16 protein-coding genes are annotated in these 16,282 nt (G+C 62.8%); 6 read left to right on the top strand and 10 right to left on the bottom strand.

All coding sequences use genetic code 11. The features are described 5' to 3' along the window. Positions 1-105: 105 nt before the first annotated feature. The 3 genes from choV to KU43P_RS25345 form a co-directional block, all read right to left on the bottom strand. Entirely contained in the window at positions 106-1,284 is a 1,179-nt protein-coding gene (gene choV / locus KU43P_RS25355) for a choline ABC transporter ATP-binding protein (RefSeq protein ID WP_317660182.1), read from the bottom strand. Further along, positions 1,281-2,129 (bottom strand): choline ABC transporter permease subunit, encoded by an 849-nt coding sequence (gene choW / locus KU43P_RS25350; protein WP_176517976.1) that lies wholly within the window; start codon positions 2,127-2,129, stop codon positions 1,281-1,283. Before choW ends, choV begins: the two co-directional genes overlap by 4 nt. Positions 2,130-2,210: 81 nt before the next feature. Beyond that, complete coding sequence (locus tag KU43P_RS25345) at positions 2,211-3,158, bottom strand: choline ABC transporter substrate-binding protein (RefSeq protein ID WP_317660181.1); 948 nt, start codon at positions 3,156-3,158, stop codon at positions 2,211-2,213. Positions 3,159-3,599: 441 nt separating this feature from the next. Between KU43P_RS25345 and KU43P_RS25340 the strand changes: the two genes are divergently transcribed. Then, positions 3,600-4,976, top strand: a complete 1,377-nt coding sequence (locus KU43P_RS25340; protein WP_317660180.1) for an L-serine ammonia-lyase — start codon at positions 3,600-3,602, stop codon at positions 4,974-4,976. Positions 4,977-5,236: 260 nt separating this feature from the next. Here the strand turns inward: KU43P_RS25340 and KU43P_RS25335 are convergent, their stop codons facing one another. Further along, positions 5,237-5,551: a hypothetical protein gene (locus KU43P_RS25335; RefSeq protein ID WP_317663926.1), complete on the bottom strand. Its 315-nt coding sequence runs from the start codon at positions 5,549-5,551 to the stop codon at positions 5,237-5,239. On the opposite strand from KU43P_RS25335, the gene KU43P_RS25330 reads away from it, so the two are divergent. Further along, positions 5,469-6,575 (top strand): GlxA family transcriptional regulator, encoded by a 1,107-nt coding sequence (locus tag KU43P_RS25330; protein WP_317660179.1) that lies wholly within the window; start codon positions 5,469-5,471, stop codon positions 6,573-6,575. The two genes, KU43P_RS25335 and KU43P_RS25330, sit on opposite strands and share 83 nt — an antisense overlap. A gap of 120 nt (positions 6,576-6,695) precedes the next feature. Here the strand turns inward: KU43P_RS25330 and KU43P_RS25325 are convergent, their stop codons facing one another. The 5 genes from KU43P_RS25325 to choX all read right to left on the bottom strand — a co-directional run bounded on the left by KU43P_RS25325 (position 6,696) and on the right by choX (position 10,692). Then, the gene (locus KU43P_RS25325; RefSeq protein ID WP_003255717.1) at positions 6,696-6,953 is read right to left on the bottom strand and encodes a hypothetical protein; all 258 of its coding nucleotides are present in this window, start codon (positions 6,951-6,953) and stop codon (positions 6,696-6,698) included. 274 nt (positions 6,954-7,227) lie between these two features. Then, entirely contained in the window at positions 7,228-7,704 is a 477-nt protein-coding gene (locus KU43P_RS25320) for a thioesterase family protein (RefSeq protein ID WP_317660178.1), read from the bottom strand. 10 nt (positions 7,705-7,714) lie between these two features. Then, entirely contained in the window at positions 7,715-8,680 is a 966-nt protein-coding gene (locus tag KU43P_RS25315; protein WP_317660177.1) for an L-carnitine dehydrogenase, read from the bottom strand. An 18-nt stretch (positions 8,681-8,698) separates the two neighbouring features. Then, entirely contained in the window at positions 8,699-9,583 is an 885-nt protein-coding gene (locus tag KU43P_RS25310) for a 3-keto-5-aminohexanoate cleavage protein (RefSeq protein ID WP_317660176.1), read from the bottom strand. Positions 9,584-9,747: 164 nt separating this feature from the next. Further along, positions 9,748-10,692 (bottom strand): choline ABC transporter substrate-binding protein, encoded by a 945-nt coding sequence (gene choX / locus KU43P_RS25305; protein WP_317660175.1) that lies wholly within the window; start codon positions 10,690-10,692, stop codon positions 9,748-9,750. A 146-nt stretch (positions 10,693-10,838) separates the two neighbouring features. Between choX and KU43P_RS25300 the strand changes: the two genes are divergently transcribed. Continuing rightward, positions 10,839-11,783, top strand: coding sequence for a GlxA family transcriptional regulator (locus KU43P_RS25300; RefSeq protein ID WP_317660174.1), 945 nt, complete (start codon positions 10,839-10,841; stop codon positions 11,781-11,783). 100 nt (positions 11,784-11,883) lie between these two features. Here the strand turns inward: KU43P_RS25300 and KU43P_RS25295 are convergent, their stop codons facing one another. Continuing rightward, positions 11,884-12,285, bottom strand: coding sequence for a lysozyme inhibitor LprI family protein (locus tag KU43P_RS25295; protein ID WP_317660173.1), 402 nt, complete (start codon positions 12,283-12,285; stop codon positions 11,884-11,886). Positions 12,286-12,571: 286 nt separating this feature from the next. Here KU43P_RS25295 and KU43P_RS25290 point away from each other — a divergent pair, with 286 nt between their 5' ends. From KU43P_RS25290 to dgcA, 3 genes are all read left to right on the top strand, one after another. Further along, complete coding sequence (locus tag KU43P_RS25290) at positions 12,572-13,549, top strand: dipeptidase (RefSeq protein WP_176516206.1); 978 nt, start codon at positions 12,572-12,574, stop codon at positions 13,547-13,549. A gap of 77 nt (positions 13,550-13,626) precedes the next feature. After that, positions 13,627-14,157, top strand: a complete 531-nt coding sequence (locus KU43P_RS25285) for a DUF5943 domain-containing protein (RefSeq protein WP_008091518.1) — start codon at positions 13,627-13,629, stop codon at positions 14,155-14,157. A 15-nt stretch (positions 14,158-14,172) separates the two neighbouring features. Next, the gene (dgcA, locus tag KU43P_RS25280; protein WP_317660172.1) at positions 14,173-16,233 is read left to right on the top strand and encodes a dimethylglycine demethylation protein DgcA; all 2,061 of its coding nucleotides are present in this window, start codon (positions 14,173-14,175) and stop codon (positions 16,231-16,233) included. Positions 16,234-16,282: the final 49 nt, after the last annotated feature.

Raw genomic sequence — 16,282 nt, 5'->3', positions numbered from 1 at the left:
GCAGCCCATCGCCGGCAAGCCGGCTCCCACATGGGGCCCGTGTACACCGAGGTCAATGTGGGCGCCGGCTTGCCGGCGATGGGCCGCACAGCGGCCCCAATAGCTTCACCCGTGGTTCTTGCCGAGCAACGCGTGATAAAGCTCGGTATCCCCCAAAATCCCCACTACCTTGTCGTTATCCTGCAACACCAGCTTGTTGCCGGTCTGATAACGAATCCGCAGCGCCTCGCGCATGCCGATATCGGCATTCACCAATGTGGGCCGCCGTTCGAGTAGCTCCACGTCTTCCCCTGGCGCCCAGTTCTGCAGGTCCAGCCCGTTCTGCCCCTGGCGTGCACGCTTGAGCGAACCCCCTTCGCCAAGGTCGAGCCACGAGTCGATACCCGGGTCCAGGCACACCGAGCCGTTGATGCGTTTGCAGTTGTCGAGGGTGCGCATCAGGCTGCGGCCACACAGCACGTTCAGCGGGTTGGTATGGGCGACGAAGGTGCGTACATACTCGTCGGCCGGGTTGAGCACGATCTCTTCAGGCTTGCTGTACTGGATGATCCGGCCGTCTTTCATGATGGCGATGCGGCTACCCAGTTTCAGCGCTTCATCGAGGTCGTGGCTGACGAACACGATGGTCTTGTTCAGCTTGCTCTGCAGGGTCAGCAACTCATCCTGCAGGCCCTGGCGGATCAGCGGGTCGAGGGCCGAGAACGGTTCGTCCATCAGCAGAATGTCGGCATCCATGGCCAGCGCCCGGGCCAGGCCCACGCGCTGCTGCATGCCGCCGGAGAGTTCGTCCGGCTTCTTGTTGCGCCACTGGGTCAGGCCCACCAGCTCCAGTTTCTCATCGACCAGCTTGCGCCGTTCCTTCTCGGGGCGGCCCTGCATTTCCAGGCCGAAGCTGATGTTCTCGCGCACGGTCAGCCAAGGCATCAGGGCGAACTTCTGGAACACCATGGCGATGCGCTTGGTGCGCATCATCTTCAGCTCGGCGGGGGTGCAGTGGGCGATGTCGATGTGCTTGCCTTCGTGCTCAACGAACAGCTTGCCGCGGCTCACGGTGTTGAGGCCGTTGATGCAGCGCAGCAGGCTCGACTTGCCCGAACCGGACAGGCCCATCAGCACGCAGATCTCGCCCTTGTTGATGTCCAGGTTGGCCTTTTCGACCCCCACCACCAGGCCGGTCTGCTTGAGGATCTGCTCGCGGGTCTTGCCCTGGTCGAGCAGCGCCAGCGCTTCGCGCGGCTTGTTGGAGAAGATGACGTCGACGTCTTCGAAACGAATGATGCTCATGCCTCACCCCTTACCGGCAGTTCCGGTTGCTTGCAGATACGGTCGAGCATGATCGCCAGCAGCACGATCGCCAGGCCCGCTTCGAAGCCCAAGGAGATATCGGCGGTGTTCAGTGCGTTGACCACGGGTTTGCCCAGGCCGTCGGCGCCGACCAGGGCGGCGATCACCACCATCGATAGCGACAGCATGATGCACTGGGTGACGCCGGCGGCGATGCTCGGCATGGCATGCGGCAGTTCGATGCGCGTCAGCAACTGGCGGCGCGAGCAGCCAAAGGCCTTGCCGGCGTCCAACAGCTCTTGCGGCACGTCGCAGATGCCCAGGTAAGTGAGGCGGATGGGGGCGGCGATGGCGAACACCACCGTGGAGATCAGCCCTGGCACCACACCCAGGCCGAACAGGGTCAGGGTCGGGATCAGGTAGACGAAGGTCGGCACCGTCTGCATCAGGTCAAGCACCGGGCGCATGGCGGTATAGAACATCGGTTTGTGTGCGGCGAGGATGCCCAGCGGCACGCCGATGGCCACGCAGACCACCGTGGCGAAGGTGACCTGCGCCAGGGTTTCCATGGTTTCCTGCCAGTACCCCAGGTTGAGGATCAGCAGGAACGACAGGGCGACGAATACGGTCAGCGCCCATTTGCGCTGGATCAGGTGCGCCAGGGCGGCAAACAGGGCAATCAGTACGAACGGGTTGAACCAGGTCAAGGCACTGGTGACGCCATGGATCATGAATTCCAGGCCTTGAGCGATAGCGTCGAAGTAGCTGGCGCCGTTCTGGGTCAACCATTCGACGAATGAGGCGATGTACTGCCCCAGGGGTATTTTCTGATCGATAAGCATGATAGCGAGCTTCCACCTGCAAAGATTGAAATCAGTCCGGGGCGGGCACGGCCACGCCCCGCGGTGTTGCTATTGCGTCTTGCGTTATTGCGTCAGTTTGGCCTTGGCCGCCTCAAGGCCGGGTTTGCCATCCACGGTGGTGACACCCGCCAGCCAGGCGTCCAGCTTGCCGGGGTTGTCTTTGAGCCACTTCTTGGCGGCAGCGTCGGGTTTCATCTTATCGTCCAGGACATAGCCCATCATGGTGCTTTCATCCTTGAGCTCGAACGACAGGTTCTTCAGCAACTGGCCGACGTTGCTGCATTCGTTCACGTAGCCCTTGCGGGTGTTGGTGAGTACGGTGGCCTTGCCGAAGTCGGGGCCGAAGAACTCATCCCCACCGGTGAGGTACTCCATTTTGAAGCGGGTGTTCATCGGGTGCGGTTCCCAGCCCAGGAACACGATGGCTTCGTCACGCTTTTGCGCCCGGTCGACCTGCGACAGCATGCCGGCCTCGCTCGACTGCACGATCTTGAAGCCAGCGTCCTTCAGGCCGAAGGCGTTCTTGTCGATCATGCTCTGGATGGTGCGGTTGCCATCGTTGCCGGGTTCGATGCCGTAGATCTTGCCGTCCAGTTCCTTCTTGAACTTGGGAATGTCGCTGAAATCCTTCAGCCCCTTGTCATACAGCGCCTGGGGCACGGCCAAGGTGTACTTGGCGTTTTCCAGGTTGGCGCGAACCGTCTCGACAGTGCCGGCGTCGCGGTACTGCTTGATGTCGTTCTCCATGGTCGGCATCCAGTTGCCGAGAAACACGTCCAGGTCCTTGCCGGTGGCCAGCGACTTGTAGGTCACCGGCACCGAGATCATGGTGGTGTGGGTCTTGTAACCCAGTGCTTCGAGCACAACGCTGGTGGTTGCGGTGGTCACGGTGATGTCGGTCCAGCCGACGTCCGAGAAGCGTACCGTCTGGCACTGCTCGGGTTCGGCGGCCTGGGCCAGCAACGGTGCGGATAGCAACGCAACCAGCAACAGCGAGGGTGAACCTTTCATGGATGGACTCCTGTGATTTTATCTTCGGGTTCGCGAGGGTCGCCGGGCTTTCTCAGGGTCCGGTCGACCAGGCCTGCAGAGGGCAGGATGCGAGGCCGTGCAATACGAGTCGCTTTCGATAATCCTCCAGCGCAGGGCTTACGCCTACTGGTGGGGTCGTAACCAGTACGGAACGGGTCGCATCCAGTACGGGCGATGTCGCATATGGATTTTTCCCCGCCTACGGCCGCGTTTTTGCGTCACCAGCACGCTGGAAAGCGGCGCGCAGGCGGGCAAAACAGCGCGGCGCTGCTGGACAAAAGTACGTCGGTTGCAGACGGCGAGGAGGGCAGCAAAACCCCGATGATGCGTGCATTCGTGGCGGCTCGCAGCTTCAGCCTAGCAGTTGCCCCGCCCTGCGCATGGCGCGCAGAGACAAGCCCAGCAAGAGGTGAAGCGACAATGGCCATCAGCGTGTTCGACCTGTTCAAGATCGGTGTCGGGCCTTCCAGCTCCCACACCGTCGGCCCCATGCGTGCCGGCGCCCTGTTCGTCCAGGGCCTGCGCGAACGCGGCGAGCTGGAGCGGGTCAAGCGGATCGAAGTAAGGCTGTACGGCTCGCTGTCGGCCACCGGCATCGGCCACGGCACCGACAACGCCACCATCATGGGCCTGATGGGCGAATGGCCGGACGCCATCGACCCTACCCAGATCGTGCCGCGCATCGCCGACCTGCGTGAAACCGACACCTTGCTGCTGGACAGCCGCCTGCCCATCGAATTCGTCTGGGCCCGCGACATGCGCCTGCTGGACGAGAACCTGCCGTACCATCCCAACGCCATGACCCTGATTGCCGAAGGCGAGCAGGGCGAGCTGCACCGCGACACCTACTATTCGGTGGGCGGCGGTTTCGTGGTCGATGCGGCCCAGGCCGCCAGTGGCGTGCTGGATGCCGACCAGACGGTGCTGCCCTACGATTTCAACAGCGCTGCCGAGCTGCTGCGCCTGTGCAAGCAAAACGACCTCAGTGTGTCGCAATTGATGATGGCCAACGAGAAGGTCTGGCGTAGCGAAGAGGAGATTCGCGCCGGCCTGCACAAGCTCTGGCAAGCCATGCAGGAGTGCGTCAACAACGGCCTGAAATATGAAGGCACGCTACCGGGTGGGCTGAATGTACGTCGCCGCGCTGCCAAGCTGCACCGCAGCCTGCAGGAAATCGGCAAACCCAACGTGATCGGCTCGACCATGAGCGCCATGGAGTGGGTCAACCTGTTCGCCCTGGCGGTCAACGAAGAAAACGCCGCCGGCGGGCGCATGGTGACGGCGCCCACCAACGGGGCGGCCGGTATCATCCCGGCAGTGCTGCACTACTACATGCGCTTCAGCGATGCGGTGGACGAGTCCAGCGTGGTCGACTTCTTCCTTGGCGCCGCTGCCGTGGGCATCTTGTGCAAGAAGAACGCGTCGATTTCCGGTGCCGAAGTGGGTTGCCAGGGTGAAGTCGGTTCGGCGTGTGCCATGGCAGCGGCAGGGCTGGCCGAGGTGCTTGGGGCGACGCCGCCGCAGTTGGAAAATGCTGCCGAAATTGCCCTCGAGCATAACCTGGGGCTGACCTGCGACCCGGTCGGTGGCCTGGTGCAGGTACCCTGCATCGAGCGCAACGCGATTGCTGCGGTCAAGGCCATCAATGCCGTGCAGATGGCATTGCGTGGCGACGGTGAGCACTTCATCTCGCTCGACCAGGTGATCCGCACCATGCGTGACACCGGTGCCGACATGCACGACAAATACAAGGAAACTTCGCGCGGTGGCCTGGCGGTCAGCGCCATCGAATGCTGACACCCTCATTTGGCCCTATCGCCGGCAAGCCGGCTCCCACAGATACAGCACAGGCTCTGAGCGCTGTGACCTCCCTGTGGGAGCCGGCTTGCCGGCGATAGGGCCACTGCATTCATAAAGAAGCAACACGCCCGGTACTGCCCTGTTTTGGCGCATGGCCGGTCGTCGGATGTCGCGATCAGTGCGGGCATTGTCGGTGACACTCAAGAGTGTCGTTTCTGGGAAACCCACACTAGGCGTGTCACTAAATTGCTCAACCGTTACACGCAACGCGCTAGCGCGCTGGTTTTCGATGACTGACCAACTCGACCCAAGGCTTTGAATTGCTCAATAAAGGCGTCGTTTTCAGGTTTTTTTGGATGGCCGTTCAACTTCAGGCACGGCGTTTGCGTTGAGATTGGATACTTACCCCCGGAAAATGACCAGGGGGTCAATAACAAGAAATCAGTGCCCGCCTGAGGCACACCCAGCATTGTGTGAGGAGAAATCGCGATGACGTCGTACACCTCCGGGAACCCAACCCAGAACCGCACAGCACCCCAGTCCATCGGGTTTCTTCTTTTGGACAATTTCACCCTGATCTCCCTCGCCTCGGCCGTCGAGCCGCTGCGCATGGCCAACCAGCTGTCCGGGCGCGAGCTGTACCGCTGGCACACCCTGACCATCGACGGCGGGCAGGTGTGGGCCAGTGACGGTCTGCAGATCACCCCGGATGCCGCCATCGCCAACGCGCCGGCCGTGGACACGGTGATTGTCTGCGGAGGCGTCGGCATCCAGCGTTCGGTCACCCGCGAGCACGTCACCTGGTTGCAGGCCCAGGCGCGCCAGTCGCGCCGCCTTGGTGCGGTGTGCACCGGTAGCTGGGCATTGGCCTGCGCCGGCTTGCTCGATGGCTTCGACTGCAGCGTGCACTGGGAATGCCTGGCGGCGATGCAGGAGGCCTTCCCACGGGTGAACATGAGCACACGCCTGTTCACTCTCGACCGCAACCGCTTCACCAGCTCCGGCGGCACCGCGCCGCTGGACATGATGCTGCACCTGATCAGCCGTGATCACGGCCGCGAGCTGTCGGCGGCGATCTCGGAGATGTTCGTCTACGAGCGCATTCGCAACGAGCAGGACCACCAGCGCGTGCCGCTCAAGCACATGCTCGGCACCAACCAGCCGAAGCTGCAGGAGATCGTCGCGCTGATGGAGGCCAACCTCGAAGAGCCGATCGACCTGGACGAGCTGGCGGTGTACGTGTCCGTGTCGCGGCGCCAGCTCGAGCGGCTGTTCCAGAAGTACCTGCACTGTTCGCCGTCGCGCTACTACCTGAAGCTGCGCCTGATCCGCGCACGGCAGCTGCTCAAGCAGACGCCGATGTCGATCATCGAAGTGGCGTCGGTGTGCGGCTTCGTGTCCACGCCGCACTTCTCCAAGTGCTACCGCGAGTACTTTGGCATTCCGCCGCGCGATGAGCGCGTTGGCTCCAATACGGCGCAGCAGGTGGCGATGATGCCGATTCCGCAGGCCATGGCGCTGTCGCCGCACAGCGGGCCGATGGCCGCACTGAGCCAGGCGCGCAATGAGTCGACCTTTGCCAGTGTGAGGCTCTGAAACAGCACCGGCCTCATCACGGGCAAGCCGGCTCCCACACGTACACCACTGTTCTCAAAGGCAGTGATCTACCTGTGGGAGCCGGCTTGCCGGCGATGAGGCCGGTACAGGAAGGACCGATTACGCGCGTTTGTTGAACTGCGCCAACGCCGGCAGCAGTTGCTTGTCGATGGCCTGGCGCACTGCCGGCAAGATCGTCGCACTACCGGTATACATCTGCTCGACCATGCCCTTGAGCGCCCGGGCATTGGGCTCGGTCAGCCCGCGTACCACCGCCTCGCAGGCCTGCTCGGCAGAGGCCCCGGCGGGGATGTCGAAACCGCGCGCGCGCAGGTGGCCTGCCAGGTCGTCCTGATCAATCAAATCCGCATGCATCATGGCTGTTGTCCCTTTTATCGCGAAGAGAGTGCTGCTTGATTCACGACCGATTCTGTGACGAGCACGACAGCCCCGCAACCACAGATTGTCGCCATGGCTGCTTTGGCTAAGAACAGGTCGTTTACGGCTAAATCCCTTGCCCGGCAAGCCCGCACACTGAAGCCATTCACGGTACCAGAGGGTTTGGTCACCCTCGCTCACGCACAGTGGATGTTGCTCGCTCTCTTGGCCCCGGATGCTCACGGCTTTCCGGGGCCATTTTTTTGCCTGCCGTTTATTTAGCGGGGGGGAGGGCAATCACTCGTCCGACGTATTCAGGTACTTGCAGATCGTGCTGGCTATCGACCAGTGCCTGCAGCAACCCGGCGCTGCGCTCACTGAACGGTGCCGCTTTCGGGCCCGCCAAGTCGACATGCAGCAGCATCTGCTCGCTGACCGCCAGCGCGTCGCCGAACCCTTGCCGGTGCAAGCTGTGATAGACCTGCAGGCGCTTGCGATCGAAGCCGATGATTTGCGTCTGCACCCACACTTCGGTGCCCAGCTTCACTTCGTGCAGGTAGTTGATATGGGCTTCCAGGGTAAACAGCGACTGCCCACTCTGCCCCCTGCTGTCGGCATCCAGGCCGATGCGCTCCATCAGCGCATCGGTGGCGTAGCTGAAGATCAGCAGGTAGAAGGCATCGCGCAGGTGCCCGTTGTAGTCGACCCAGTCCTCCTGGACTGGGGTGCGGTAGGTGATCAGTGCGGGCATCGGGGTCTCCTCAGTCGCTGAACGACATGCCATGGCTGGCCTTGCTGGTCTTCACCGCCTCCAGCACCGCCAGCAGCGTGTCGTCACGGTAGCGCTCCAGCGCCGCGATGCTGCGTTCGCCCAGTTGCTCGGAGGTGCCGTCCACCACGTCATCGATCAGCTTGTCGGTCAGTTCCGGCGCTGGCAGATACGTCCAGGGCAGCTTCAGCGCCGGGCCGAACTGCGACATGAAGTGGCGCATGCCGGCATCGCCACCGGCCAGGGTGTAGGTCAGGAAGGTGCCCATGAACGACCAGCGCAGGCCGGCGCCGAAGCGGATCGCGTCGTCGATTTCGCCCGTGGTCGCGACGCCGTCGTTGACCAGGTGCAGCGCCTCGCGCCACAGCGCTTCGAGCAGGCGGTCGGCGATGAAGCCGGGCACTTCCTTGCGCACGTGCAGTGGGCGCATGCCCAGTGCGGTATAGATGGTTTTTGCCGCCTCGATGGCTTCAGGTGCGGTCCGGTTGCCGCCAACGATCTCCACCAGTGGCAGCAGGTATACCGGGTTGAACGGGTGGCCGACCACGCAGCGCTCGGGGTGAGTAGCCGACTCGTAGAACTCGCTGGGCAGCAGGCCCGAAGTGCTGGAACCGATGATGGCGTTGGGTTTGGCAGCAGCGCTGATCTTCGCATGCAGGTCGAGCTTGAGGTCCAGACGCTCTGGCGCGCTTTCCTGGATGAAGTCGGCGTCGCGAACACATTCCTCGATGGTGGCAACGAACTTCAAACGATCTTGTGCCGCACCGGGTGCCAAGCCCTGTTTTTCCAGTGCCGGCCAGGCGTTGGCGATGCGCTTGCGCAGTGCCTGTTCGGCACCGGGTGCCGGGTCCCAGGCAACCACGTCCAGGCCGTGGGCAAGGGCGCGGGCAACCCAGCCGCTGCCGATCACGCCGCTACCCAGGGCAGCGAAAGTCTTGATCTCGGTAATGAAGGGCATATCGGTCTCCTGAAGGGATCAGCGGCGCTTGAGGTTCATTTTTTCCCGGCCTTCTGCCGGAGAGAGGACGCGGCCACCCATACGGGTGATGATCTCGGCTGCGCGCTCCACCAGTTGGCCGTTGCTGGCCAGCACGCCACGGTCCAGGTACAGGTTGTCTTCCAGGCCGACCCGCACGTTGCCGCCGAGCAGCACGGCCTGTGCGGCCATCGGCATCTGCATGCGACCGATGCCGAAACCGGCCCAGGTGACATTGGCCGGCAGGTTGTCGACCATCGCCTTCATGGTGGTGGTGTCGGCCGGCGCGCCCCATGGGATGCCCAGGCACAGTTGGAACAGCGGGTCTTCGAGCAGGCCTTCTTTCATCATCTGCTTGGCGAACCACAGGTGGCCGGTGTCGAAGATTTCCAGTTCGGCCTTCACGCCCAGCTCGGTGATGCGCTTGGCGCCGGCGCGCAGCTGCGCAGGGGTGGAGACATAGATGGCGTTGCCATCGCCGAAGTTGAGGGTGCCGCAGTCCAGGGTGCAGATCTCCGGCAGCAGCGCCTCGACGTGGGCCAGGCGCTCCAGCGGGCCGATCAGGTCGGTGCCGGGGCCGAATTCCATGGGGTTTTCGCCAGGGCCAATCTCCAGGTCGCCGCCCATGCCGGCGGTGAGGTTGACGATGACGTCGACGTCGGCTTCGCGGATGCGCTCCATGACCTCGCGGTAGAGGTTCACGTCGCGGCTGAAGCGGCCGGTCTGCGGGTCGCGGACGTGGCAGTGGACCACGGTGGCGCCGGCCTTTGCGGCTTCCACGGCGGATTCGGCGATCTGTTTGGGGGTGACGGGGACCAGGTGGCTCTTGGCAACGGTGTCGCCGGCGCCAGTGAGGGCGCAGGTGATGATGACGTCGTGGTTCATGGCGGTTCCTTGTGGTGTCTGTGGTGGCCTTATCGCCGGCAAGCCGGCTCCCACAGGGTTCGCGGTGAACCCTGGTGAGTGATTGCCCTGTGGGAGCAGGGTTCGTGGTGAACCCTGGTGAGCGTTTTCCCTGTAGGAGCCGGCTTGCCGGCGATGAGGCCCTGTCAGTTGGCGGTGAGCTTGAGATTGTCGGCAGCAGGCTTGCCATCGAAGGTGGTCACACCCTCAAGCCAGCGGGCCTTGTCCTCGGGGTGGTCCTTGAGCCACTGGCGGGCCGATTCCAGCGCGTCTTTGTGGTCGAGCAGCGGTTGCATCATGCGGCTCTCGTCCTCGGCGCTGAAGTTCAGGTTGGCCAGCAGGCGGTGGGCGTTGGGGCAGCGATCGGCGTAATCCGGGGCGGTCACCGTCCATACCGTGGCACGCCCTTCGTCAGGGCCCAGGGCATCCTGGCTGTCTCCCAGGTAGGCCATGTCGATGTTCACGTTCATCGGGTGTGGTGCCCAGCCGAAGAACACCACCGCTTCCTTGCGCCGCACGGCGCGGTCGACGGCGGCGAGCATGCCGGCTTCGCTGGACTCGACCAGCTGGAACTTGCCCAGGTCGAACTGGTTCTTGGTGATCATTGCCTTGATCTGGGTGTTGGCACCGGAGCCGGGCTCGATGCCGTAGATCTTGCCGCCCAGTTCCTTCTCGAACTTGTGGATGTCGGCAAAGGTCTTCAGGCCTTTGTCATACAGGTACTTCGGCACTGCCAGGGTCGCCCGGGCATCTTCCAGGCTCGGCTTTTCCAGCACCTTCACCTGCTGGGCATCGATGAACGGAGTAATGGTCTGGGTCATGATCGGGTTCCAGTACCCCAGGAACATGTCCAGGCGCTTGTCGCGGATACCGGCAAAGATGATCTGCTGCGAGGCGCTGGTCTGCTTGGTCTGGTATCCCAGGCCGTCGAGCAGCACCTGGGCCATGGCGCTGGTGGCAATGACGTCGGTCCAGTTGACCACGCCCAAGCGCACGTTCTTGCAGGCCGCAGGCTCGGCGGCGAAAAGCGGGGTAGCGACGATGCTGCTCAAGGCTAGTGACAACAGGCTGCGGCGGATCAAGCTGTGCATGGTGGCTCTCCATCGGCAGTGCATATTGTTATGGTGGGCGGCCTCTGCGGACCGTGTGGATACGCTACGCCGCTGGCGGGGTGGAAATTCGCACCCTGGCGACCAACAATTGCACGCAAGCGACCACCTTAACTGTGGAGCATTCGATGCCGGACACCATCCACTTTCTATTGCTGCCAGGCTTTTCCGCCATGGGTTTCATCAGTGCCCTGGAGCCGCTTCGGGTAGCTAACCGTTTTCGCGGCCCGTTGTACCGCTGGCGCGTGCTCAGCCTGGACGGCGGCGCAGTGCAGGCGAGCAATGGCATGTCGGTGAACGCCGATGCTGCGCTGGCCCGGGAAGCGCCCGGGCAGATGTTGTTGGTGGTGGCCGGGTTCGACCCGCTGGCGCACTTCGGCCCCGCGCTGCAGCAAGGCTTGCGCCGCTTCGAGCATGACGGGGCGATCCTCGGGGGTATCGATACCGGGGCGATGTTGCTGGCAGAGGCCGGCTTGCTCGACGGCTATCGGGCGACCTTGCACTGGGAGGCGCTGGATGCCTTCAAGGAGCGTTACCCGCGGTTGCAGGCGACCCAGGAGCTGTTCGAGATCGACCGTCGCCGTATCACTTGTGCCGGCGGCACTGCGTCGATCGACCTGATGCTCGACTTGATCGCCCAGGCCCACGGCAGTGAACTGGCTGTGCAGGTGTCCGAGCAGTTCGTGCTCGGGCGGATCCGCCCGCGCCAGGACCACCAGCGCATGCAGATTGCCAATCGCTATGGCATCAGCAACAAGAAGCTGGTGAAGGTGATTGGCGAGATGGAGGGCAACATCGAGCAACCGCTCAATACCCAGGTGCTGGCTGATGCGGTTCAGGTGACCCGGCGGCAGCTGGAGCGGCTGTTTCGTGTGCACCTGGAGGACACACCCAGTGGCTTTTACCTGCGCCTGAGGCTGGACAAGGCGCGGCAGTTGTTGCGTCAGACCGACATGAGCGTGCTAGAGGTGGCGGTGGCGTGCGGGTTCGAGTCGGCCTCGTACTTTACCCGGTGCTATCGGACGCGGTTTGCGCGGTGCCCCCGGGAGGATCGGCTGGCGCGGGTGGTTTGATGGTGGCTATGCGGGCCTCTTCGCCGGCAAGCCGGCTCCCACAGGGACAGTGGTGCGGCCCTTGTGGGAGTTGGCTTGCCGGCGATTGGCCCTCGCAGAATCACTGCTGCCCGATGGTCTGCAAATACTCCGACCGGTCATCACTGCGCTGCGCCACGCAGGTATCCCACGCCGCCTCGAAGGCCTTGCTGCCCGGCTTTTCGGCATAGGTCTCGACCTTGCAGTCGGCATCACGCAACTGCGTCCACAGCTTTTCAGCCGCCTCCATGCGCCCGACCAGCGCCGTGGCCTTGTCCGCTTCGTCGGCATACTGGTCGCGGATACGCTGGATCAGGTCGTCATACGCCGACTTCAACTCACGCTCCGCAGTCTGCTTGTTGAACGCCGCGCAAGCGTAAGTCTGCTGGTCGGTTTCAACGTTGTCGCAAGGCGTGCTTTCTTCTTCGCCGGCGTGGGCAACGCCGACCACAGCCAGCAATACCAGCCATGCCAATGATTTCATCCGTTTTCTCCTTAACAGGCTGACGAATCGCAGGGATTCTCGCTCAGCCAAAGACAAGACGATAGCTCCCTGACGAAATGTTCATGAAACACCCTCGCAGGTCGTTATCGAGACTGTCTCTCATCCCCGGATGGCGGGCCAGAGGGGTCGATGTCGCGCATTGACGCTTTCGGCAAACCCCCTGTCGTTTTTGCATCGGGGCGCCTCGGGGCACAGGCATATGCTGGCCCCAAAGCGCCGGCACACCGTTCGGCGCGACCCAACTCGATAAAAAGGGGACAGCCTGATGAGCCCAGCCGAATTACACGCCGACAGCATCGTCATCGACGGTTTGATCATTGCCAAATGGAACCGCGAGCTGTTCGAAGACATGCGCAAAGGCGGCCTGACCGCAGCCAACTGCACGGTGTCGGTCTGGGAAGGGTTCAAGGCTACCGTCGACAATATCGCCGCCAGCCAGAAGCTGATCCGCGAGAATGGCGACCTGGTGATGCCGGTGCGCACCACTGCCGACATCCGCAAGGCCAAGGAGCTGGGCAAGACCGGCATCCTCTTCGGTTTCCAGAACGCCCATGCGTTCGAAGACCAGATCGCCTACGTTGACGTGTTCAAGCAGCTGGGCGTGGGCATCGTGCAGATGTGCTACAACACCCAGAACCTGGTCGGCACCGGCTGCTACGAGCGTGACGGCGGGCTGTCGGGCTTCGGTCGCGAGATCGTCGCCGAGATGAACCGCGTGGGCATCATGTGCGACCTGTCCCACGTCGGCTCCAAGACTTCCGAAGAAGTCATCCTCGAATCGAAAAAACCGGTGTGCTACTCCCACTGCTTGCCCTCGGGCCTGAAAGAGCACCCGCGCAACAAGTCGGACGCAGAACTGAAGTTCATCGCCGACCACGGCGGCTTCGTTGGCGTGACCATGTTCGCGCCGTTCCTGGCCAAGGGCATCGACTCGACCATCGACGACTACGCCGAAGCCATCGAATACACCATGAACATCGTCGGTGAAGACGCCATCGGTATCGGCACCGACTTCACCCAGGGCCACGGGCAGGACTTCTTCGAATACCTGACCCACGACAAGGGCTACGCCCGTCGCCTGACCAACTTCGGCAAGATCATCAACCCGCTCGGCATTCGCACCGTCGGCGAGTTCCCCAACCTCACCGAAACCCTGCTCAAGCGCGGCCACTCCGAACGCGTGGTGCGCAAGATCATGGGCGAGAACTGGGTCAACGTCCTCAAGGACGTCTGGGGCGAGTAAGCCGCTCTCCAAGCCTGAAAGCCCCTGCCAGCAACGCCGGGGCATCCACATAAAAAATTTTATGGAGTTGAGTTTCCATGGCCAAGATCGCCCCGCAATTGCCAATCGAAGTCGACAGCGAGACCGGAGTCTGGACCAGCGACGCCCTGCCGATGCTGTATGTACCGCGGCATTTCTTCGTCAACAACCACATCGGCATCGAGGAAGTGCTGGGCGCCGACGCCTACGCCGAGATCCTCTACAAAGCGGGTTACAAGTCGGCCTGGCACTGGTGTGAAAAGGAAGCCGAGTGCCACGGCCTGGAAGGTGTCGCGGTGTTCGAGCACTACATGAAGCGCCTCTCGCAACGTGGCTGGGGCCTGTTCGAGATCCAGGACATCGACCTCGACAAGGGCACCTGCAGCGTCAAGCTCAAGCATTCGGCGTTCGTGTACGTGTACGGCAAGTGCGGCCGCAAGGTCGACTACATGTTCACCGGCTGGTTCGCCGGCGCAATGGACCAGATTCTCGCTGCCCGCGGCAGCAAGATCCGCACGGTGGCCGAACAGGTCTACGGCGGTTCGGAAGAAGGCCACGAAGATGGCCTGTTCGTTACAAAGCCGTTGTAAGCCGGAGATAGCGTCATGGCATTCGAAGCAATGTTCCAGCCGATCCAGATCGGCAAACTGACCATCCGCAACCGCGTGCTCAGCACCGCGCACGCCGAGGTCTACGCCACTGACGGCGGCATGACGACCGACCGCTACGTGAAGTACTACGAAGAGAAGGCCAAGGGCGGCATCGGCCTGGCGATCTGCGGCGGCTCGTCGGTGGTGGCGATCGACAGCCCGCAGGAGTGGTGGTCGTCGGTCAACCTGTCGACCGACCGCATCATCCCGCACTTCCAGAACCTGGCCGACGCCATGCACAAGCATGGCGCCAAGATCATGATCCAGATTACCCACATGGGCCGTCGCTCGCGCTGGGACGGCTTCAACTGGCCGACCCTGATGTCGCCGTCGGGCATTCGTGAACCGGTGCACCGCGCCACCTGCAAGACCATCGAGGTGGAAGAGATCTGGCGCGTGATCGGCAACTACGCGCAAGCGGCGCGTCGTGCCAAGGAAGGCGGCCTGGATGGCGTCGAGCTGTCGGCCGTGCACCAGCACATGATCGACCAGTTCTGGAGCCCACGGGTCAACAAGCGTACCGACGAATGGGGCGGCACCTTCGAAGGCCGCATGAAGTTCGGCCTGGAAGTGTTGAAGGCCGTGCGCGCCGAGGTCGGTGACGACTTCTGCGTGGGCATGCGCATCTGCGGTGACGAATTCCACCCCGACGGCCTCAGCCACGAGGACATGAAGCAGATCGCTGCGTACTACGACGCCACCGGCATGATCGATTTCATCGGCGTGGTTGGCTCGGGTTGCGATACCCACAACACCCTGGCCAACGTCATCCCCAACATGAGCTACCCGCCGGAGCCGTTCCTGCACCTGGCGGCCGGTATCAAGGAAGTGGTCAAGGTCCCGGTGCTGCACGCGCAGAACATCAAAGACCCGAACCAGGCCACGCGTATCCTCGAAGGTGGCTACGTGGACATGGTCGGCATGACTCGCGCGCACATCGCCGACCCGCACCTGATCGCCAAGATCAAGATGGGCCAGATCGACCAGATCAAGCAGTGCGTCGGTGCCAACTATTGCATCGACCGCCAGTACCAGGGCCTGGATGTGCTGTGCATCCAGAACGCCGCGACTTCCCGTGAATACATGGGCGTGCCGCACATCATCGAGAAGACCACCGGGCCGAAACGCAAGGTGGTGGTGGTCGGTGCCGGCCCTGCCGGCATGGAAGCGGCCCGGGTTGCCGCCGAGCGTGGCCACGATGTGACCGTATTCGAGAAGAAAGACCAGATCGGCGGGCAGATCACCATTGCTGCCAAAGCACCGCAGCGCGACCAGATCGCCGGTATCACTCGCTGGTACCAGCTGGAGTTCGCCCGCCTGAAGATCGACCTGCGCCTGGGCACCGCTGCTGATGTGGACACCATCCAGGACATGCGCCCGGACATCATCGTGCTGGCGGTAGGCGGGCATTCGTTCCTGGAGCAGAACGAGCACTGGGGCGCCGCCGAAGGGCTGGTGGTCAGCAGCTGGGACGTGCTCGACGGCAAAGTCGCACCGGGCAAGAACGTGCTGGTGTACGACACCATCTGCGAGTTCACCGGCATGTCCGTGGCCGACTTCATTGCCGACAAGGGCAGCCAGGTCGAGATTGTCACCGACGACATCAAGCCGGGCGTGGCCATGGGCGGCACTACCTTCCCGACCTACTACCGCAGCATGTACCCGAAAGAAGTGATCATGACCGGCGACATGATGCTGGAAAAGGTCTACCGCGAAGGCGACAAACTGGTGGCGGTGCTCGAGAACGAGTACACCGGCGCCAAGGAAGAGCGTGTGGTCGACCAGGTGGTGGTGGAGAACGGCGTGCGTCCTGACGAGCAGCTGTACTACGCACTGAAGGAAGGTTCGCGCAACAAGGGCCAGATCGATGTGGAGGCGCTGTTCGCCATCAAACCACAGCCGATCCTCAGCCAGCCGGGCGAGGGCTACCTGCTGTACCGCATCGGCGACTGCGTGGCCCAGCGCAACGTGCATGCGGCGATCTACGACGCCCTGCGCCTGTGCAAGGATTTCTGATCGCACAGCAGCTGCTCTGAACCTGTGGGAGCTGGCGTGCCAGCGATAG

It is taken from the genome of Pseudomonas sp. KU43P, assembly GCF_033095865.1.
In the GTDB taxonomy this organism is placed as follows: Bacteria; Pseudomonadota; Gammaproteobacteria; order Pseudomonadales; family Pseudomonadaceae; genus Aquipseudomonas.
Note: the sequence above shows the minus strand (reverse complement) of the source record. Positions and strands in the feature narration are given on the sequence as shown.